The 17937-nt window shown below is 67.0% G+C and carries 19 protein-coding genes and 1 tRNA gene; 8 read left to right on the top strand and 12 right to left on the bottom strand.

What is annotated here, in order from left to right:
- Positions 1 to 195 precede the first annotated feature (195 nt).
- The 5 genes from ACWMMN_RS04815 to ACWMMN_RS04795 all read left to right on the top strand — a co-directional run bounded on the left by ACWMMN_RS04815 (position 196) and on the right by ACWMMN_RS04795 (position 3744).
- The gene (locus ACWMMN_RS04815; protein WP_059235586.1) at positions 196 to 591 is read left to right on the top strand and encodes a hypothetical protein; all 396 of its coding nucleotides are present in this window, start codon (positions 196 to 198) and stop codon (positions 589 to 591) included.
- 171 nt (positions 592 to 762) lie between these two features.
- Positions 763 to 1056, top strand: a complete 294-nt coding sequence (locus tag ACWMMN_RS04810; RefSeq protein ID WP_059235588.1) for a hypothetical protein — start codon at positions 763 to 765, stop codon at positions 1054 to 1056.
- Between the two features lie 299 nt (positions 1057 to 1355).
- Positions 1356 to 1847: an energy transducer TonB family protein gene (locus ACWMMN_RS04805; protein ID WP_174994325.1), complete on the top strand. Its 492-nt coding sequence runs from the start codon at positions 1356 to 1358 to the stop codon at positions 1845 to 1847.
- A gap of 302 nt (positions 1848 to 2149) precedes the next feature.
- Positions 2150 to 3460, top strand: a complete 1311-nt coding sequence (locus ACWMMN_RS04800) for an MFS transporter (protein WP_174994324.1) — start codon at positions 2150 to 2152, stop codon at positions 3458 to 3460.
- A gap of 104 nt (positions 3461 to 3564) precedes the next feature.
- Positions 3565 to 3744 carry a hypothetical protein gene (locus tag ACWMMN_RS04795; RefSeq protein ID WP_059235594.1) on the top strand — a complete coding sequence of 60 codons (180 nt, stop codon included), beginning with the start codon at positions 3565 to 3567 and terminating at the stop codon, positions 3742 to 3744.
- A 27-nt stretch (positions 3745 to 3771) separates the two neighbouring features.
- Here the strand turns inward: ACWMMN_RS04795 and waaC are convergent, their stop codons facing one another.
- Positions 3772 to 4770, bottom strand: a complete 999-nt coding sequence (gene waaC / locus ACWMMN_RS04790) for a lipopolysaccharide heptosyltransferase I (protein ID WP_486423032.1) — start codon at positions 4768 to 4770, stop codon at positions 3772 to 3774.
- 171 nt (positions 4771 to 4941) lie between these two features.
- Between waaC and ACWMMN_RS04785 the strand changes: the two genes are divergently transcribed.
- A complete protein-coding gene (locus ACWMMN_RS04785; RefSeq protein ID WP_486423031.1) occupies positions 4942 to 6501 on the top strand; it encodes a chloride channel protein in 1560 nt (519 codons plus the stop codon).
- A 116-nt stretch (positions 6502 to 6617) separates the two neighbouring features.
- Here ACWMMN_RS04785 and ACWMMN_RS04780 read toward each other — a convergent pair whose 3' ends face one another.
- The 6 genes from ACWMMN_RS04780 to ACWMMN_RS04755 all read right to left on the bottom strand — a co-directional run bounded on the left by ACWMMN_RS04780 (position 6618) and on the right by ACWMMN_RS04755 (position 10139).
- Complete coding sequence (locus ACWMMN_RS04780) at positions 6618 to 7019, bottom strand: YXWGXW repeat-containing protein (RefSeq protein WP_486423030.1); 402 nt, start codon at positions 7017 to 7019, stop codon at positions 6618 to 6620.
- A gap of 160 nt (positions 7020 to 7179) precedes the next feature.
- Positions 7180 to 7434, bottom strand: a complete 255-nt coding sequence (minE, locus tag ACWMMN_RS04775) for a cell division topological specificity factor MinE (protein WP_006476634.1) — start codon at positions 7432 to 7434, stop codon at positions 7180 to 7182.
- A gap of 12 nt (positions 7435 to 7446) precedes the next feature.
- Positions 7447 to 8262, bottom strand: coding sequence for a septum site-determining protein MinD (minD, locus tag ACWMMN_RS04770; protein ID WP_059235599.1), 816 nt, complete (start codon positions 8260 to 8262; stop codon positions 7447 to 7449).
- Positions 8263 to 8322: 60 nt separating this feature from the next.
- The gene (gene minC, locus ACWMMN_RS04765; RefSeq protein WP_059235601.1) at positions 8323 to 9108 is read right to left on the bottom strand and encodes a septum site-determining protein MinC; all 786 of its coding nucleotides are present in this window, start codon (positions 9106 to 9108) and stop codon (positions 8323 to 8325) included.
- 169 nt (positions 9109 to 9277) lie between these two features.
- Complete coding sequence (locus ACWMMN_RS04760) at positions 9278 to 9901, bottom strand: GNAT family N-acetyltransferase (RefSeq protein WP_233464347.1); 624 nt, start codon at positions 9899 to 9901, stop codon at positions 9278 to 9280.
- Complete coding sequence (locus ACWMMN_RS04755) at positions 9864 to 10139, bottom strand: hypothetical protein (RefSeq protein ID WP_233464346.1); 276 nt, start codon at positions 10137 to 10139, stop codon at positions 9864 to 9866. The genes ACWMMN_RS04760 and ACWMMN_RS04755 overlap by 38 nt, the downstream gene beginning before the upstream one ends.
- A gap of 320 nt (positions 10140 to 10459) precedes the next feature.
- Between ACWMMN_RS04755 and ACWMMN_RS04750 the strand changes: the two genes are divergently transcribed.
- On the top strand, positions 10460 to 11620 hold the full coding sequence (locus ACWMMN_RS04750) for an alkane 1-monooxygenase (RefSeq protein WP_059235603.1): 1161 nt from the start codon (positions 10460 to 10462) through the stop codon (positions 11618 to 11620).
- A gap of 63 nt (positions 11621 to 11683) precedes the next feature.
- Here ACWMMN_RS04750 and ACWMMN_RS04745 read toward each other — a convergent pair whose 3' ends face one another.
- The 4 genes from ACWMMN_RS04745 to serS all read right to left on the bottom strand — a co-directional run bounded on the left by ACWMMN_RS04745 (position 11684) and on the right by serS (position 16001).
- Positions 11684 to 13219: a methyl-accepting chemotaxis protein gene (locus ACWMMN_RS04745; protein ID WP_059235605.1), complete on the bottom strand. Its 1536-nt coding sequence runs from the start codon at positions 13217 to 13219 to the stop codon at positions 11684 to 11686.
- Between the two features lie 129 nt (positions 13220 to 13348).
- Entirely contained in the window at positions 13349 to 14293 is a 945-nt protein-coding gene (locus ACWMMN_RS04740) for a phosphatase PAP2 family protein (protein WP_063805258.1), read from the bottom strand.
- Between the two features lie 198 nt (positions 14294 to 14491).
- Positions 14492 to 14582 (bottom strand) — tRNA-Ser (locus tag ACWMMN_RS04735).
- A gap of 117 nt (positions 14583 to 14699) precedes the next feature.
- Positions 14700 to 16001 (bottom strand): serine--tRNA ligase, encoded by a 1302-nt coding sequence (gene serS / locus ACWMMN_RS04730; RefSeq protein WP_174994319.1) that lies wholly within the window; start codon positions 15999 to 16001, stop codon positions 14700 to 14702.
- Between the two features lie 250 nt (positions 16002 to 16251).
- Between serS and ACWMMN_RS04725 the strand changes: the two genes are divergently transcribed.
- Entirely contained in the window at positions 16252 to 16521 is a 270-nt protein-coding gene (locus ACWMMN_RS04725) for a DUF2164 domain-containing protein (protein ID WP_059235611.1), read from the top strand.
- 45 nt (positions 16522 to 16566) lie between these two features.
- On the opposite strand, the gene ACWMMN_RS04720 is transcribed toward ACWMMN_RS04725, so the two are convergent.
- The gene (locus ACWMMN_RS04720) at positions 16567 to 17877 is read right to left on the bottom strand and encodes a replication-associated recombination protein A (RefSeq protein WP_059235613.1); all 1311 of its coding nucleotides are present in this window, start codon (positions 17875 to 17877) and stop codon (positions 16567 to 16569) included.
- Positions 17878 to 17937 lie beyond the last annotated feature (60 nt).

The raw sequence follows: 17937 nt of genomic DNA, 5'->3' as shown, positions 1-17937 counted from the left end.
GCGCTCCGCCAGAACCCTTTCCAGGTATTAATCCTTAGCGGACACCGCTTCCGCCAGGAAGCACACCCAACCCCGTCCATTTGCAGAATGACGGGGTTTTTGTTTATCCGTGCGCCTTCCCCGCACGTTCCGACGCGCCGCGCCGGATCCCGTTACAATCCCGCGCTCCGATTCGCGAAACGGGAAATCCACGTCATGAAGCCCTTCATCGTCTCGTCGCTCGTCGCCGTGCTGGCCGCTGTCAGCACGCATGCAGCGGCCGACACCGCCTCCGGCAGCGACGCGCCGGCGTCATGCGCGATTGCATACGTGACCGGCGTCGGCGGTTCGCCGCGCGGCCTGAGCGAATATCTCGCGAGCCCGTCACCCTACAACTACCTGAAGGACAACGAGCTACAGTGCAAGGTGGCGGACGACGGACGCACGTCGAACTGCACCGGCGTGACCTACCTGCGGAACGAACAGGTCAGCGTGTACGACGATTCCGACCCGGCGACGCTGAGCGTCGTTGCGCGCGTGGAACTCGACCACGGCCAGAAGTATCCGGTGATCGTCGTCGTGCAGCGCAAGGACGCACGCTGCAAGCAATGATGCCGCCGCGCGCGTAGCCGTCAGTCGGGACGGAACGCGCGACCGTACCGCGCCGGACGCCTCCCGGCCCGCCCCGCCATCGCCTAGAATTCGTTCAACACGGCGACACAAACGCCGCCGCGTACTCGATGCCGCACGCGCCACCCCTGCGCGCGGCACACGGAGATCGCCATGACCGAACTGCCGAGCGCGACGGAACACGTCGATTACGAAGGCTTCGAGATCCATGTCGTGCCGGCCGCCGTGCCCGGCAGCGACACCCGCTACACCTACACCGGCTACGTGTGCCATCCGGGCGTGAATCCCGCACTGCCCGACCACGCGGTGCCGTTCCACGCGGACGGCGAAGAAAGCTTCGCGAGCCTCGACGAGGCGGTGCACGAAGCCGTGCACATCGGCAAGAGCATCATCGACGGTACGCACCCCGACCTGTCGGTCCTGTCGCTCGTGACGCACGGCTTCTGACGCGCACGGGCGGCATCGCTTGCAGTCGCGTGTGCGGCTGGCCGCGGTGCCGCATCGGCAGGCCGTCACGCACCGCCGGACGATCGCCGCATGCCGCACCTTTCAACCGTGCAACAACCCGCGCCCGCAGAGCACGCTGTCGCATGTCACGCCACGTCACGTCGCGATGTGCGATGCAGCACGCGGCCGTCATCATCAGCGATCGCCGCGCCCGGTGTCGCGCGCTATGCGTTTCCCCCCATGTCGTCTCGCGTCGGTGCGCCTATCATTTTTTTATCGTCCCTCCTGGCCATCTCCTCATGCCCGCCCTTCTCCGTCCGCGCGTCGACCGGCTGCGCATTGCTGCGCTGGCCGTCGCCGCCCTGCTTGCCGCGTGCACGATCACGCCCCCCGCGTCGCTACACTCGGTCCTGACGATTCCTTCGATCACGCGCAGCGGGAGCCTCGACCAGTATCGCGTCGAGGTCGCGAATCGTATCGCCGCACGCAATCCGTCCGGCATGCTGCACGGCACGCCGCAAGCGATGCTTCGTTCGCTCGTCGTCGTGTCCTTCACCGTCGACGGCAGCGGCCGCCTCGTCAACGCGTCCGTCTATCGCAGCAACGGCGACAGCGAAGCGGAAACGCTCGCGCTCGCGTCGCTGCGCCGCTCGGCGCCGCTGCCGGCGCCGCCGTCGCGCCTGCTCGACGGCAACGGCCGGCTCGAATTGATGGAAGGCTGGCTCTTCAACGACGACGGTCACTTCCAGCTGCAAAGCACTGCGTCCGCGCAGGCGCAATCGATCGACTGACGCGCCGCCGCCGCGCGATTGCCGGTGTACGGCGGCGCTGGCTATAATTTTCCGCAATCGCGCAGCCATCACGCCGCGCGTGCGTTCGCGCGCCCCACCCGGCATGCGAGCCGACCACGCCGGCACCGGGCGGCGGCGACGTACCCGTCTCCATCGTCGACCGGCGGGTGACGTCCGCGCCACGGTACGCGCTCACGCCGCCACCGCGTCATCCGCATCATCCGCTCGGCTGCTCCCGGCAGGCGTTTGCCTGCCTGACCGCACGCTCAGCCGACCGCCCCAACGACAAAACGGAGACATCCATGTCCGCATCCCCCCCGACCGTTGCTCACGCAACCGGTTCGGCCGGCGCCGTCAGCCACCGGCGCATCGTGTTCGCGAGCTTCATCGGCACCGCGATCGAGTTCTACGATTTCTACGTGTACGCGACGGCCGCCGCGCTCGTCATCGGCCCCGTGTTCTTCCCGCATGGTTCCGCGACCGCACAGGCGCTGTCCGCGTTCGTCACGTTCGGCATCGCGTTCATCGCGCGCCCGATCGGCTCGTTCCTGTTCGGGCACTTCGGCGACCGCATCGGCCGCAAGTCGACGCTCGTCGCGTCTCTGCTCGTGATGGGTGTGTCCACCACCGCAATCGGCTTCGTGCCGGGCTACGACGCGATCGGCGCGCTCGCGCCGGTGCTGCTGTGCGTGCTGCGCTTCGGCCAGGGGATCGGCCTCGGCGGCGAATGGGGCGGCGCAGCGTTGCTCGCGACCGAGCACGCGCCGCAGGGCAAGCGCGGCTGGTTCGGGATGTTCCCGCAGCTCGGGCCGTCGGTCGGCTTCCTGATGTCGAACGGCCTGTTCTTCGCCCTGGCGCTGTCGCTGTCCGACGAGCAGTTCCGCAGCTGGGGCTGGCGCATCCCGTTCCTCGTCAGCGCGGTGCTCGTCGCGCTCGGCCTGTATGTGCGGCTCAAGATCACCGAGACGCCCGCGTTCCAGGCCGCGCTCGACCGCAACGAGCGCGTGCGCGTGCCGGTCGCGACGCTCGTGACGCAGCACTGGCAGCCGACGCTGCTCGGCGCGCTCGCAATGGTCGTCTGCTACACGCTGTTCTACATCTCGACGGTGTTCTCGCTGTCGTACGGCGTGTCGGCACTGCATATTCCGCGCCAGAGCTTCCTCGGCCTGCTGTGCCTGGCCGTCGTGTTCATGGGGCTCGCGACGCCGCTTTCCGCATGGGCGTCGGACCGCTTCGGCCGCAAGCCGGTGCTCATCGTCGGCGCGATCGCCGCGCTGCTGTCGGGTTTCGCGATGGAGCCGCTGCTCGGCAGCGGCTCGATGCCGCTCGTCGCGCTGTTCCTCACGATCGAGCTGTTCCTGATGGGTGTGACGTTCGCCCCGATGGGCGCGCTGCTGCCGGAACTGTTCCCGACCAACGTCCGCTATACGGGCGCGGGCGTCGCATACAACCTCGGCGGGATCCTCGGCGCGTCGATCGCACCGTACATCGCGCAGTTGCTGGCGGCGCGCGGCGGGCTGTCGTGGGTGGGCGGCTATGTCTCGGTCGCGGCGGCGATCAGCCTGATCGGCGTGCTGCTGATGCGCGAAACGCGCGACGCGTCGCTCGTCTGAACCTCCGGGGCGACCCGGGTTGTGCGGCGGCCGGCGCTGCCTATACTCGATCCTGGGCGCGCCGCTGCGCGCCCGGGGATCTCGCCCCGACAGGAGCCGCCGCCATGAACATCCGCCTCGGCAATGCCGATCTCATCCTGATCCTCGCGCTCGCGCTGGGCGGCGCCTTGCTGCTCGCGCTGCGGTTCCGGCCGAAGACATGGCGCGGCCTCTTGTTCGAGGCGCTGCTGGCGAATCTGGCGGCGATCGCCGCCGTCGTCACGGTCGAGGTGCTGCTCGCCTGAACCCGGCCCGGCCTGCGGTGCGTTGCGTCAGGCGGACAGCCGCGCGCGCAGCGCGCCGTAGGCCGGGCCGACCGCATCGATCGCGTCCAGCGCCTCATCGACGGTCGGCATCGCGCCCGGCTCGCCGATCGACAGCGCATTCGGCGCGCCGCCGATGCCGCAATGGTGGCGCGACGTCGCGACGAAAATCATCACGGTCGGCCGCTGCAGCGCGTGCGCCATGTGTACGAACCCCGTATCGACCCCCACCACGAGCGCGGCCCGGCCCAGCGCCGCGCCAAGCTCACGCACTGTCATCGCCGGTAACACGAGCGCGCCCGGCGCACGGGCGGCGATGTCCTGCGCATCGTCGTGCTCGGCCGCCGATCCCCACGGCAACAGCACGCGCACGCCGCGCGCCATCATCTGCGTGGCAAGCGCGGCCCAGTGATCGGCCGGCCATTTCTTGTCGGGGTTGGACGTCGCGTGGAACAGCAGCATGAACGGCGCGCCGTCGGTCACGGCGGGCGGCAGGTTCACGCCCTGCGGCGGTACGATGCCATAGGTGGCGAGACCCTCAGGCCGGTAGCCGAGCGCTTCGCCGGCGCTCACGCGCATGCCGTGCCACGCATCGCAGTCCGGCCGCGGGCCGAAACGATGCGAATACGCGAAACGCGCGCCCGTTTCGCCGAGATCCTGGGTCTGGTAGCCGACACGGCGCGCCGCACGCGCCAGCGCCGAAATGATCGCGCTCTTGTACACGCCATGCAGGTCGATGACCGCATCGTAGCGATGCGCCCGCAACGCACCGATCGACGCCGAAATCGCCTTCAGGTCGCCGGCGTTGCGGAGCTTCTTGAAGCGGCGCAGCGGCGCGCACAGCACGGCGCTCACGCCCGGATGCCAGCGCACGACCTCGGCACACGACTCGTCCACGGCCCAGTCGACCGTCACGCCGGGAAAGGCGCGATGCAGATCCGCGACGACGGGCAGCGTCTGGACGACGTCGCCGAGCGACGTCACTTTCACGATGAGGATGCGTTTCACGTTTGCGGGGAAGAGCCAGCCATTTGGGGATGCTAACGACGGATGCCCGTCGCGAGCATTACTCTTAAATTACATTTGCAACGAAATGCTACAAGCTTGCAAAACATTGTCACCCGACTGCGCGGCGCCGGTTCTTTTTATAATCGGTCCTTTGCCTGATGGCCCCCGCCGATGCCACGCCCTGCCATTCCCGCCCTGTTTCCCGCCCTCACTCGCCGCTCGCTGCGCATCTGGCGCCAGTACGGTGTCTTCTGGCTCGGCGCAATCGTCGTCGGCCTCGCGGCCGTGCTCTACGCGCGGTTGATCGACTGGGGCTACGAGACCTTCCGGGCGATGCGCGATCACGCCGTGTGGCTGCCGCTGCTGTTGACGCCGGCCATCGCCGCCGCGTCGGTCTGGCTCACGCGACGGTTCTTCCGCGGCGCCGAAGGCAGCGGCATCCCGCAGGTGATCGCCACCCTGCATGCGCGCCCGAGCGCGTTCGGCGCCCGGCTGCTGACGCTGCGCATCCTGTTCGGCAAGGTGCTGATCTCGCTCCTCGGCATCCTGGGCGGCTTCACGATCGGCCGCGAGGGGCCGACCGTGCAGGTCGGCGCGGCGCTGATGTTCAACCTGCGGCGCTTCTACCCGCGCTCCAATGCGCAGATCGAACGCCAGCTCGTGCTGGCCGGCGCGGCGGCCGGGCTGTCGGCCGCGTTCAACACGCCGCTCGCCGGGATCGTGTTCGCGATCGAGGAACTGACGCGCAGCTTCTCCGCGCGCGCCAGCGGCGTGCTGATCACCGCGATCATCCTCGCCGGCGTCGTCGCGCTCGGCCTGAACGGCAACTACACGTACTTCGGCACGATCGACACCGGCCCCCATTTCCCGAAGCTGCTGGCGGTCGCGGTGCTGGTCACCGCGATCGTGACGGGCATCGCGGGCGGCGTGTTCTGCTGGCTGCTGCTCAACACCGGGCGCTGGCTGCCCGCGCGCCTGCTGGGCCTGTACCGCGAACGGCCGGTCACGTTCGCCGCGCTGTGCGGTTTCGCGATCGCCGCGGTCGGCCTCGTGTCGGGCGGCACGACCTTCGGCAGCGGCTACGCCGAGGCGCGCGGCCTGCTCGACGGCAGCCAGCACCTGTCGGTGTTCTATCCGTTCCTGAAGATGATCTCGATGGTTGCGTCGTACCTGCCGGGCATCCCGGGCGGGATCTTCGCGCCGTCGCTGTCGATCGGCGCCGGATTCGGCAACCTGCTGCACATCGTGTTCAGCAACATGAGCCTGCCGATGCTGATCGCGCTCGCGATGGTCGGCTATCTTGCGGCCGTCACGCAGTCGCCGATCACGTCGTTCGTGATCGTGATGGAGATGATCAATGGTCATGCCCTGGTGATCTCGCTGATGGCTACCGCGCTGGTGTCGAGCCGCGTATCGCGCTTTTTCGCGCCGCCGCTCTATGAAATGCTCGCACAGCGCTATCTCGCGCCGCCCGTCGCGGCCGCCGAACCTGCCGCTGCAACCACTGCGGCTGCAACCGCGACGACCGCCGCGACCGACGTGACCGAACCTCAGGATGCAACCTCGGTCCCCGCCGATCCGCTCGACACGCTGCGCGACGAAGACCGTACCGCGCCCGCGGCTGCGGCCCCGGACGAAGGCGCGGCACACCCGGCGGCCCCGCACGATGCCGGACCGGCTGCATCCGGCGCGAACGGGCCGGCGCAACACGGCCCGCGCGACGCTCAGTAGATCACGACAGGGGCCGGCCGGTAGTAGACGGGACGCGCCGGCACGACGACGCACCCGGCCAGCGTGATCGCGACGAGCGCGATGGCGATGACGGTTCTTTTCATCACGCGCCTCCATCACGCCCAGTGGCCGCGCGTCCAGAACCAGTTCGGACCGCGCTGGTCCCAGTGGCCCGGCACCCATTGCATGCCGACGCGCTCGACCTCCCAGTGGCCGCCGATCCACACATAGCGGCCCTGCTCCCAGCGCCAGTGCCCGCGCTCCCATACGTAGCCCACACGCGCGGTCGGCACGACCTCGTAGCGCACGGGCGGCGGCGCATTGGGCGAGACGATGACGACTTCCTCGGTACGCACGGCGACCGGCTCGGCGATAACCACACGCCCCTGCGGCGCGATCTCGGGCGTGCCGACGAGAATTTCGTCCGCATGCGCGGCAAACGGCGCGACGACGGCTGACAGGCCCGCGGCAAACAGGGCGAGCGAAACGATACGACGTTGAACATGAGAGACAGCCATCACAACCTCCTGGTTGAACAAGTAACGCGAGCGTATTCGTTCAATGCGGGAGGGTCGATTACGGCCGACAGGCGCCGTGTTACGGCGTGCCCGAAAGTGCAACAGGGCGTAAGACGCGCACGGCGGCGGGTGCCGCCGTGCGGAGGGACTCCGGCAAGCGTCAGGCTTGCGGGATCTCGATCTTCACTTCAAGGACTTCGAGGTCGTCCTGGCGCTCGAGGCTCACGCGGATGTCATCGTCCGAAATATGGACATACTTCGAGATGACCGCGACCAGCTCCTTCTGCAGCGCCGGCAGGTAATCGGCCGGCGGCCGGCCACCGACCCGCTCGTGTGCGATGATGAGTTGCAGGCGCTCCTTCGCGACCGATGCAGACTTCTTCTTCTCGCCGAGGAGAAACGAAAGAATGGACATGGGCGGCCTCCGTTACTTGCTGCCGAAGAGGCGCTGCAGCAGGCCCGGCTTCTGGTAATCGGTGAAGCGCAGCGGCTTGTCCTCGCCGAGGAAGCGCGAGACGACATCCTTGTACGCTTCGGCGACGTCGGTACCGTCGATATGGACGGCCGGCAGACCCTGGTTCGATGCGTGCAGCACGGCTTCCGATTCCGGCACCACGCCGATCAGCTTGATGCGCAGGATCTCGCTGATGTCCTCGAGCGACAGCATCTCGCCTTCGCTCACGCGCTTCGGGCTGTAACGCGTGATCAGCAGGTGCTCCTTGATCGGATCCTTGCCTTCGGTCGCGCGCTTCGTCTTCGACGACAGGATGCCGAGAATGCGGTCCGAGTCGCGCACCGACGACACTTCCGGGTTCGTGACGATCAGCGCTTCATCCGCGAAGTACATCGCGTGCAGTGCTCCCGCCTCGATACCGGCCGGCGAATCGCAGACGATGAATTCGAAGTCCATCGCGACGAGGTCGTTCAGCACCTTCTCGACGCCGTCGCGCGTCAGCGCATCCTTGTCGCGCGTCTGCGACGCCGGCAGGATGAACAGGTTCTCGCACTTCTTGTCCTTGATCAGCGCCTGGTTCAGGTTCGCTTCGCCCTGGATCACGTTCACGAGGTCATACACGACGCGACGCTCGCAGCCCATGATGAGATCGAGGTTGCGCAGGCCGACGTCGAAGTCGATCACGGCCGTCTTGTGGCCGCGCAGCGCGAGGCCCGACGCGAAGCTTGCGCTCGTCGTCGTCTTGCCCACGCCGCCCTTGCCCGAGGTCACCACGATGATTTTTGCCATTTACCCAATACCCTGTGTTCGTCAATGAGAGCCGATCGATCCGGAGCGCACCGCGTGAATTTACGTCAGGCGCAGCGGTTCGATCATCAGTTTTTCCTCTTCGAGCCGGATCTGCACCGATTTGCCCAGTACTTCGGCGGGCAGCGGGTTCTCGGTTGTTCGATAGATACCCGCGATCGAAATCAGTTCCGGCTCCAGACACGTGCAGAAAATGCGCGCGTCGTGATTGCCGTGCACGCCCGCGAGTGCGCGGCCGCGCAACGGCGCGTAGATGTGGATATTGCCTTCCGCGATGATTTCCGCACCGTGACTGACCGGCGCGAGCACCACGAGGTCTCCTTTCGCGTAAATCTGCTGCCCCGAACGCAACGGCCGGTCGATCACCAGTGTCTGGCCGCCGGCCTGCAAGAGCGTCGGCGCGGGTTCCGACGACTGTTCAGGCGCCGCTGCGGCTGCCGGAGCGGCGGCGGTCCCGACGGCTGGCACAGCCGCCGGTTCCGCTTCGTCGGCATGTTTCGCGGCCGGCGCGCGGCGGTCGCGCGCCTCGAGCAACGGCAGGCCGGCTTCCCCCGCCCAGCCCTGCGTTGCCAGTGCGACGACGCCCACCGGGCGCATCCGCACGTCGTTCAGCATCTGCCGGATGTCCGCGAGCGCGACGCGTTCGCCGTCAGCCAGGCGGCGGACGTCGATCGCGACGACATCGTCGGCGAAAAACTCGGGAGTCGCTTCGAAGCGCTTGACCAGTTCGGTACGCAACGCGTCGAGATCGGTCGTCTTCACGGTGAACAGCAACGTATCGACCGATCCGCTGCGCAGCTCGAAGAATGGCGATTTTTTAAGCGACATGGACACTCTGCAAAAATTTTTTGCGTATTTTACAGGCGTCCACGCGCGCAGCCATTATTTTTGGGACTCGGGGTTGCGGCGGCCCGGACGGGTACGCAACCGGCAGGCGGGCAGGCCAGCGGGCGATTCGATGTTCATCGCGCCGTGCAGCCCGCGTTTTGACGTCGCGTCAGTGCTTCACCTGCGACACGAACAACGATTTCATCGCGCCGGGCATCCGCGCGATCGGCGCATGTTCGCCGGTGTTGCCGAAACCCGCGCGCTCGTAGAAGCGGATCGCGTTGCGGTTCGCATCGGCGATCCATGCGTAGACATCGCTGGCGCCGCGTTCGGCAAGCCATGCGGTGGCCGTCTCCAGCAGCAGCACGCCGCCGCGCAGATGGCGCACCGCGTGCGCAACCCACAGCTCGCTGACGAACGCGCGCCGATCGGGCGTGTTGTCGAAATACGCGCCGATCATGCCGGCCGGATGGCCTTCGGTGTACAGCAGGAAAGTCGTCGACTCGTCGGACACGGCGCGCTGCGCGGCAATCGCCGACGCTGCGTCCGTTTCGACGTTCAGCAATTCGGCCTCCGGCGCTTCGCCGGGCGCGTAGGGCTCACGCAGCGATGCGGCGCGGAGTTCGCGATACACGCCGCCCTGGTCGGCAACGATACGACGAACGGTCAAGGTCGAACTCATGCAGGCACAGCCCCCTTCGGACAGCAAGCTATTAGCTTCAACCGAAAGCGGGGCATGAGTCAAATCGTTATTTTCAAATGGCGGCGCGGATTGAAAGGCAGCAGTTGTCATCAGCGCGATGCAGGCCCATCGGTGTGCAGGTGCAGCATCGGTGCATCGACGCAGGCTGCCGGGCGGCAATCGCAGGGCCGTCGCCCGGCGCTTCGCCCCGTTCGCCTTGCGATGCGCGGCCGTCGGGTTTCGGGTCGCATTGCGTCGCCCCGTCGCGGCCGTAACGCCGCGTAATACCGGCAAACAAAAATCGCGGTTCGCCCATCTTCGTCTCGCGCTCTTTATTGCGATGCAACATTTGTTGCGGACCCGCCAACCTCGCACGCGCGCGCAGCCTGTCACGCCATTCTTCTGACAATCTGCGCAGCCTGCGGGTCGATCCGGCCTCGCAAGCATGTTTCAATCAGCGCGCGCCGGCCCTTCCCCGCATGCGCCGCACGCCCCCCGTTCGTTTGGAGCGCCGTGCCTAGCGCTGGCGTTTGGCAAGCGTGCGCGCGAGTCGTATAACAGGCAGAACCGGGCAACGATCCGGTGCCGCCGCGCGCGCGTCGCGGACCCACGAGGATTCGAACAACCGTGCATGCGGCCGCCCGCGGGCCGGCCGACTGGAGGGAGACAATGGCAATGACCGACGGATCGGCTTCGGGCTGGTCGGATGGGAAGCGTTACCTGTGGCTGCTCGGCGCACTGACGATCACGCTGCCGATCCTCGCCGCGCAGCTCGCGCTGTCGACGGGCCTGCACGTGTTCTGGTGGTTCGGCCCGCTGTTCGCGTTCGGCGTGATCCCGGTCCTCGACACGCTGATCGGCGACGATCGCGACAATCCGCCCGAGGCCGTCGTGCCGCACCTCGAACGCGAGCGCTATTACCGGTACATCGTCTATCTCGCGACCTTCGTCGAATACGTCGCGTTCTTCGCCTGCGTGTGGATCGTCGGCACGCACGCGCTCGCGTGGTACGACTATGTCGGCTTCGCGCTGTCGCTCGGCGCCGCGACGGGCATCTCGATCAATACCGCGCACGAACTCGGGCACAAGACCGACCGCTTCGAACGCTGGCTCGCGAAGATCACACTCGCGCCGGTCGCGTACGGCCACTTCTACGTCGAGCACAATCGCGGCCATCACGTGCGCGTCGCGACAGCCGAGGATCCGGCGAGCGCGCGCTACGGCGAGTCGTTCTGGGCGTTCCTGCCCCGCACGGTAACCGGCAGCATCCGTTCGGCATGGCGGCTCGAAAAGGCCCGCCTCGAGCGGCTCGGACATTCGCCGTGGACCTGGCGCAACGAAGTGCTGCACGCATGGGCGATGACCGTCGTCGTCTGGGGCATCGCGATCGCGATGGCCGGCAAGGTGGTGATCCCGTTCCTCGTGATCCAGGCCGTCTACGGCGCCTCGCTGCTCGAAGTCGTGAACTACGTCGAGCACTACGGGCTCGGCCGCCGCAAGCTGCCGAGCGGCCGCTACGAACGCTGCACGCCGCAGCATTCGTGGAACAGCAATCACGTCGTCACCAACCTGTTCCTGTACCAGTTGCAGCGGCACGCCGACCATCACGCGAACCCGACGCGCTCGTACCAGGCGTTGCGCCACTTCGACGATTCGCCGCAACTGCCGGCCGGCTACGCGACGATGATCCTGTTCGCGTACGTGCCGCCGCTCTGGTATCGCGTGATGAATCCGCGCGTCGTCGCGCACTATCGCGGCGACATGGCGCATTCGAACATCAAGCCGTCGATCCGCGCCAGGGTGCTCGCGCAGTATCCGGCCGCGGCGTGATGGGCGGGCAAGCGCCGGGGAGACGCCGGCATCCGGTTCAGCCGGCGCCCGACCGCGGTCCCGTTACGCAGGCTCCGGCAGCCTGAACACGGCCACCGCGTGCCGCAGTGCGCTCGCCTGCTCGGCCAGTGCCTGCGTCGCGGCCGTGGCCTGCTCGACGAGCGCCGCGTTGCGCTGCGTCGCCTCGTCCATCTGCGTGACCGCGACATTCACCTGCTGAATGCCGCCGCTCTGTTCCTGCGACGCAGACGAGATCTCGCCGACGATCGTCGTCACGCGCTGCACCGCGCCCACGATCTCGTGAATCGATTCGCCCGCGCGGCCGATCAGCACGGCGCCCTCGTCGACCCGCTGCGTCGATTGCTCGATGAGCCCCTTGATCTCCTTCGCAGCCGACGCGCTGCGCTGTGCAAGCGTGCGCACTTCCGCCGCGACGACTGCGAAGCCGCGCCCCTGCTCGCCCGCGCGCGCCGCCTCCACCGCCGCGTTCAACGCGAGGATGTTGGTCTGGAAGGCGATACCGTCGATCACCGTGATGATTTCGCCGACCTTCGCCGCGCTGTCGGCGATGCCGTTCATCGTGTGGACCGCGTCCGTCATGACGCCGCCGCCGGCCGACGCGATATGCGACGCGTCGCGCGCCAGCTGCGCCGCATGCTGGGCGTGCTCGGCCGACTGGCGCACGATGCCGGTCAACTGGGTCATGCTGGCGGCCGTCTCCTCGAGCGACGCGGCCTGCGACTCGGTACGCGCCGACAGATCGTGATTGCCCGACGCGATCTGCGCGCTCGCGGTTGCGACGGCTTCGGCATGCGTACGCACCTCGAGCACGACACCGGACAGGCTCGCCTGCATCGTCTGCAGCGCGCGCAGCAGATCGGCGATCTCGTCGCGGCCGGTTGCGTCGACGTCGCGCGTCAGGTCGCCTTCGGCGACAGCCTGCGCGCACGCCACCGCACGGTCGAGCGGACGCAGGATCGCACGGCTGAACAGGAACGCGCCCGCCATCGCGACGCCGAGCACGACCAGCATCAGCGCGAGGCTCGCGGTGGTCGCGTGCCGCGCGTCGCGACTCGCCTGCGCCGACACGGCGGCGCTCTCGGCAGCGATCGACTTTGCCGCTTGCTCCAGCAGTGCCGCGGGTTCGCGGTCGACGCCCGCCACGGCGGCATCGCCGGCCGATGACTCGAAACCGGCGGCCTTGAACGCGTCGAAGCCGCGCCGGTAGCCATCGCCCATCGCCGTATGCGCGCGCATGAACTGCTCGACGAGAGCGCGACTGTTGCCGGGCGGCAACTGGCGGACGAGCTGCGCGCCGAGCGAATCGACCGCACGTTCGCGCGTCTGGAACGCCTGCCAGTACCGGTCGAGATTGTCGGGCTGCTTGCCGCGCAACAGCGTGTCCTTCCATTCCTGCACCTGCAGCTTGAACTGCACGAGCGTGGCCGACACAAGCCGTTCGTCGCCGACGTTCGCCTGCACGTCTTCGGCGAACGTATCGATCGAACGGTTGAGGATGTGAATACCGTACAGCGCGCCACAGAACATCAGCAACAGCGCGACGGCGAATGCGAGGGGAATCTTGTAGCTCAGCTTCATGGGACCTTGAATCGACGGAGAACGATGCGGCCCGGCTTGGATGCCGGCCGCCGCACCGTGTTAACGGCGCCGGGATCGAAGGCTTAAAACTGAGGAAAGCGGTACAGCCCGGGGTGCGGCACGGGCTGCTCAGGTCGGATGCGTTGCGCGCGGCCCGGCTGCCGCGGCGGTGCGTGAGCCCGCCGTCCAGCGGCGCACGACGGCGATCGACACCCCGCCGAATACGATCCCGGCAATCACGTCGGCCAGGTAATGGCCGCCCTGTGTCGGGGTCGCCGCGAGCATCGTCGCGTTCAGGACGGCCGCCGCGGGAAACACATAACGCACATGCCGCACCGCGTAGGCGAGCAACAGCGCGAGCATCGCGTGAAATGACGGCAACGACACGAGCCCCTGCGATTCGGACAGGTTGAATTGCCGAAGCTGTCCGTTACGCAGCAGGTCGTAGTGAGACACGGTCGACACCGTGCCCGGTTCGGTGACGCCGAAATGGACAAATGCGCTTTGTGCCGGGAACGGCGTCGAGATCAGGACAACGATCAGCAGCGCGACGGCGAACAGCGCGATGAATTCGGCGAGGTCGTCATGCCGCCGCGTGGTGGCGAGAATGAACGGGACGGCGATCAGTTGCACGATGCTGCTGCGGTACGCGAACTCGAGCACGCGGTGCAGTTCCGCATGCGCATTCACCCAGCGATAAAAGTCGAGCCAGTGGAAACCGAGCAATGCGTCGAACCGGACGAGACCGGCTTCGATCGACGGCGGCGCGAGTGCGACACACAGGTAGTCGAGCACGACGATGGCCTGGCTGAAGGCGGCAATCGCCACGATGCACAGCAGCGCCAGCACCGATTCGCGCAGCCACCCTGCGCGTGCGTGCTCGCGATAGCGCCTCTTGTGCGACAACGCGATCAGCACGACGGTGGCGGCACCTGCTGCCAGCCCTGCAACGGACACCGCATTGCCGACCACCAGCGCAATGCCTGCGCGGTGCGCGCCGCGGATGTCCACGACTGCGATGACGGCAGTCAGCAGTGCAATGGCCGTCAGGACTTTCGACAGTCGGTTCGTCATGGAGTGAGGTGCGTCACGCAGCGAGACTGCATCGAAGATGCGGCACGCATCGTGCGCGCAGTTGGTCGCCATCGTATCAGCACGATACGGTGCGCCGGTAGCCGGCGTGCTGCCAAGGCATCGCCAACGATGCAGTCGCACTACAGACCCAAAAACGAAAAACCCCGTGATCCTTTCAGATCACGGGGCTTCGTATTTTGGCGGAGAGGGTGGGATTCGAACCCACGGTACGGGGAAACCGTACGCCTGATTTCGAGTCAGGTACATTCGACCACTCTGCCACCTCTCCTTCCTTGCTGCATTTCGCGGTTGGTCGTTTCCGCGAAAGAAAAGATTATAAGACGATCTCTTCGAGGATGACAAGCCCTTTGTGCAAATTATTTTACGAGGGCTTCGAAGGCCTGCGTTACGACGCCTGTGCCGGCGCGTCGATGCGCTCCATGCCACCCATGTACGGACGCAGTGCTTCCGGCACCGTGACCGAACCGTCGGCGTTCTGGTAGTTCTCCAGCACCGCGACGAGCGTGCGGCCAACTGCAAGGCCCGAACCGTTCAGCGTATGCACGAGCTCCGGCTTGCCCTGCGCATTGCGAAAACGCGCCTGCATCCGGCGCGCCTGGAACGCCTCGGTGTTCGAGCAGCTCGAGATCTCGCGATAGGTGTTCTGCGCGGGCAGCCACACTTCGAGATCGAACGTCTTCGCGGCCGAGAAACCCATGTCGCCGGTACACAGCGTGATCACGCGGTACGGCAGGCCGAGCTTCTGCAGAATCGCTTCCGCGTGGCCGACCATCTCGTCGAGGGCCGCATACGATGCTTCCGGCGCGACGACCTGCACCATCTCGACCTTGTCGAACTGGTGCTGGCGGATCATCCCGCGCGTGTCGCGGCCGTACGAACCGGCTTCCGAGCGGAAGCACGGGGAATGCGCGGTCAGCTTGATCGGCAGCGCGGCTGCGTCGACGATCGACTCGCGCACGGTGTTCGTCAGCGAGATCTCGGACGTGGAAATCAGGTACTGCGTGACCGTGTTCTCCGCACCGCCCTTCTCGACGCGGAACATGTCGTCCGCGAACTTCGGCAGTTGGCCCGTACCGTAGAGGATCTCCGGATTCACGATGTACGGCGTGTACGTCTCGGTGTAGCCGTGCTGCTGCGTGTGCGTGTCGATCATGAACTGCGCGAGTGCGCGGTGCAGGCGCGCGATCGGGCCGCGCAGCATCGTGAAACGCGCACCGGCGAGCTTCGCGCCCGTCTCGAAATCGAGGCCGAGCGGCGTGCCGACATCGACGTGATCCTTCACCTCGAAGTCGAACTGGCGCGGCGTGCCCCAGCGGCGTGCCTCGACGTTGTCGGCTTCGTCCTTGCCGACCGGCACGCTTTCGTGCGCGACGTTCGGCATGCCCAGCATCAGGTCGGACAGACGCGCCTGGATGTCGCCGAGCTTGGCTTCCGACGCCTTCATGTCGTCGCCGATCCCGCCGACCTCGGCCATCACGGCCGACGTGTCCTCGCCCTTCCCCTTCATCGCGCCGATCTGCTTCGACAGGCTGTTGCGGCGCGCCTGGAGCTCTTCGGTGTGGGTCTGGATCGCGCGGCGTTCCGCTTCGAGAGCGGAGAACGCGGCGACGTCGAGGGTGTAGCCGCGATCGGCGAGGCGCTTCGCGACGCCGTCGAGGTCTTTGCGCAGCAACTGGATGTCGAGCATGGGAGGACTTGGAAAATCGTTGTGTAAGACGGGAATTCTAACGCACCGCGCGGCCGCCACGGCATTGGCCGGACGGACAATGCCGCAAACGGGCGGCGGCCGTGGCAGTATGGCCTTGCCGGGCCGCAACGTCGGCTGCCGGCGAATCGCGGCGCGTCGCACGGTTGCCGATCGCAAATGCCGGTGCCGGCTGGCGGCAAGGGATCGCGCGAAGCGCCGGCTCCGCATCACCGCAACCCCGGGGAACCCGATGGCCATCGAGCTCGACAAGGATGTCCGCGATCGCGCAGTCGCGTCGCTGCAACGCTATTTCACAGAAAACATGGACGAGCCGATCGGCAACATCCAGGCCGGCGCACTGCTGCATTTCTTCATCGAGGACATCGCGCCGGCGATCTACAACCTCGCGATCGCCGACGCGCAGGAACGCCTGCACGCGCGCGTCGCCGAACTCGACATCGAATGTCACGAGGAGCCGTTCGAATACTGGAAGAAACAGCAGCCGGGCCGCAAGCGCTGACGCAGCGGCCGCCGCGCAGGCCCGACCGGCCCACGCGTTGCCGCGTCAGTCCTTCTTGCCGGCCTCACGGTCGAGTTCGCGCAGCCACGCAAGCTTGTCGGCGATCTTCGATTCGAGCCCGCGCGGCACCGGCTGGTACCAGCGCGGCTCGCGCATTCCGTCCGGCAGGTACGTCTCGCCGGCGGCATACGCGTTCGGCTCGTCGTGCGCGTAACGGTACGCATGGCCGTAGCCGAGTTCCTTCATCAGCTTGGTCGGCGCGTTGCGCAGATGCACGGGCACCTCGCGCGACTTGTCCTGCTTCACGAACGCCATCGCCTGGTTGAACGCGTTGTAGCCGGCGTTGCTCTTCGCCGCGCACGCAAGATAGATCACCGCCTGCCCGAGCGCGAGTTCGCCTTCCGGCGAGCCGAGCCGCTCGTAGGTTTCGGCCGCGTCGTTCGCCATCTGCAGCGCGCGCGGATCGGCGAGGCCGATGTCTTCCCACGCCATCCGCACGATGCGCCGCGCGAGATACTTCGGATCGGCGCCGCCGTCGATCATCCGGCAGAACCAGTACAGCGCGCCGTCCGGGCTCGACCCGCGCACCGACTTGTGCAGCGCCGAGATCTGGTCGTAGAAGTTGTCGCCGCCCTTGTCGAAGCGCCGCGCGTTCAGCGTCATCGCGCTGCTGACGAATTCGGCATCGATCGTCGCGGTGCCGGCCGACATCGCCGCCGTCTGCGCCTGTTCGAGCAGGTTCAGGAAGCGGCGCGCGTCGCCGTCCGCATAGCCGACCAGCGTATCGATCGCCTTGTCGTCGAACGACAGGCCGTCGAGCGCGATTTCCTGCGCGCGCTTCAGCAACTGGCGCATCTCGTCGTCGTCCAGCGACTTCAGCACGTACACCTGCGCCCGCGACAGCAATGCCGAATTGACCTCGAAGCTCGGATTCTCGGTCGTCGCGCCGATGAAGGTCACGAGCCCCGACTCGACGAACGGCAGCAACGCATCCTGCTGCCCCTTGTTGAAGCGGTGGATCTCGTCGACGAACAGGATCGTGTGGCGGCCGGTGCGGTTCAGCGTGTCCCTCGCCTGCTCCATCGACTCGCGGATGTCCTTCACGCCGCCGAGCACCGCGGACAGCGCGATGAACTCGCAGTCGAACGCAAGCGCGGTGAGCCGGGCGAGCGTCGTCTTGCCGACGCCGGGCGGCCCCCACAGGATCATCGAATGCGGCTTGCCCGACTCGAACGCGAGCCGCAGCGGCTTGCCTTCGCCCAGCAAATGCGTCTGGCCGATCACCTCGGCGAGCGTCTTCGGCCGCAGCGCCTCGGCGAGCGGGCGGCGCGGCTCGACTTGAAACAGGTCGGACATGAACCCTCGCTCCACATCAAACGATGGCGGCCGAACCGGCCGCCGGACCCGACATTATGA

This window comes from Burkholderia cepacia complex sp. TUM26381 (genome assembly GCF_057439935.1).
This window is presented reverse-complemented; position numbering and strand designations above follow the sequence as displayed.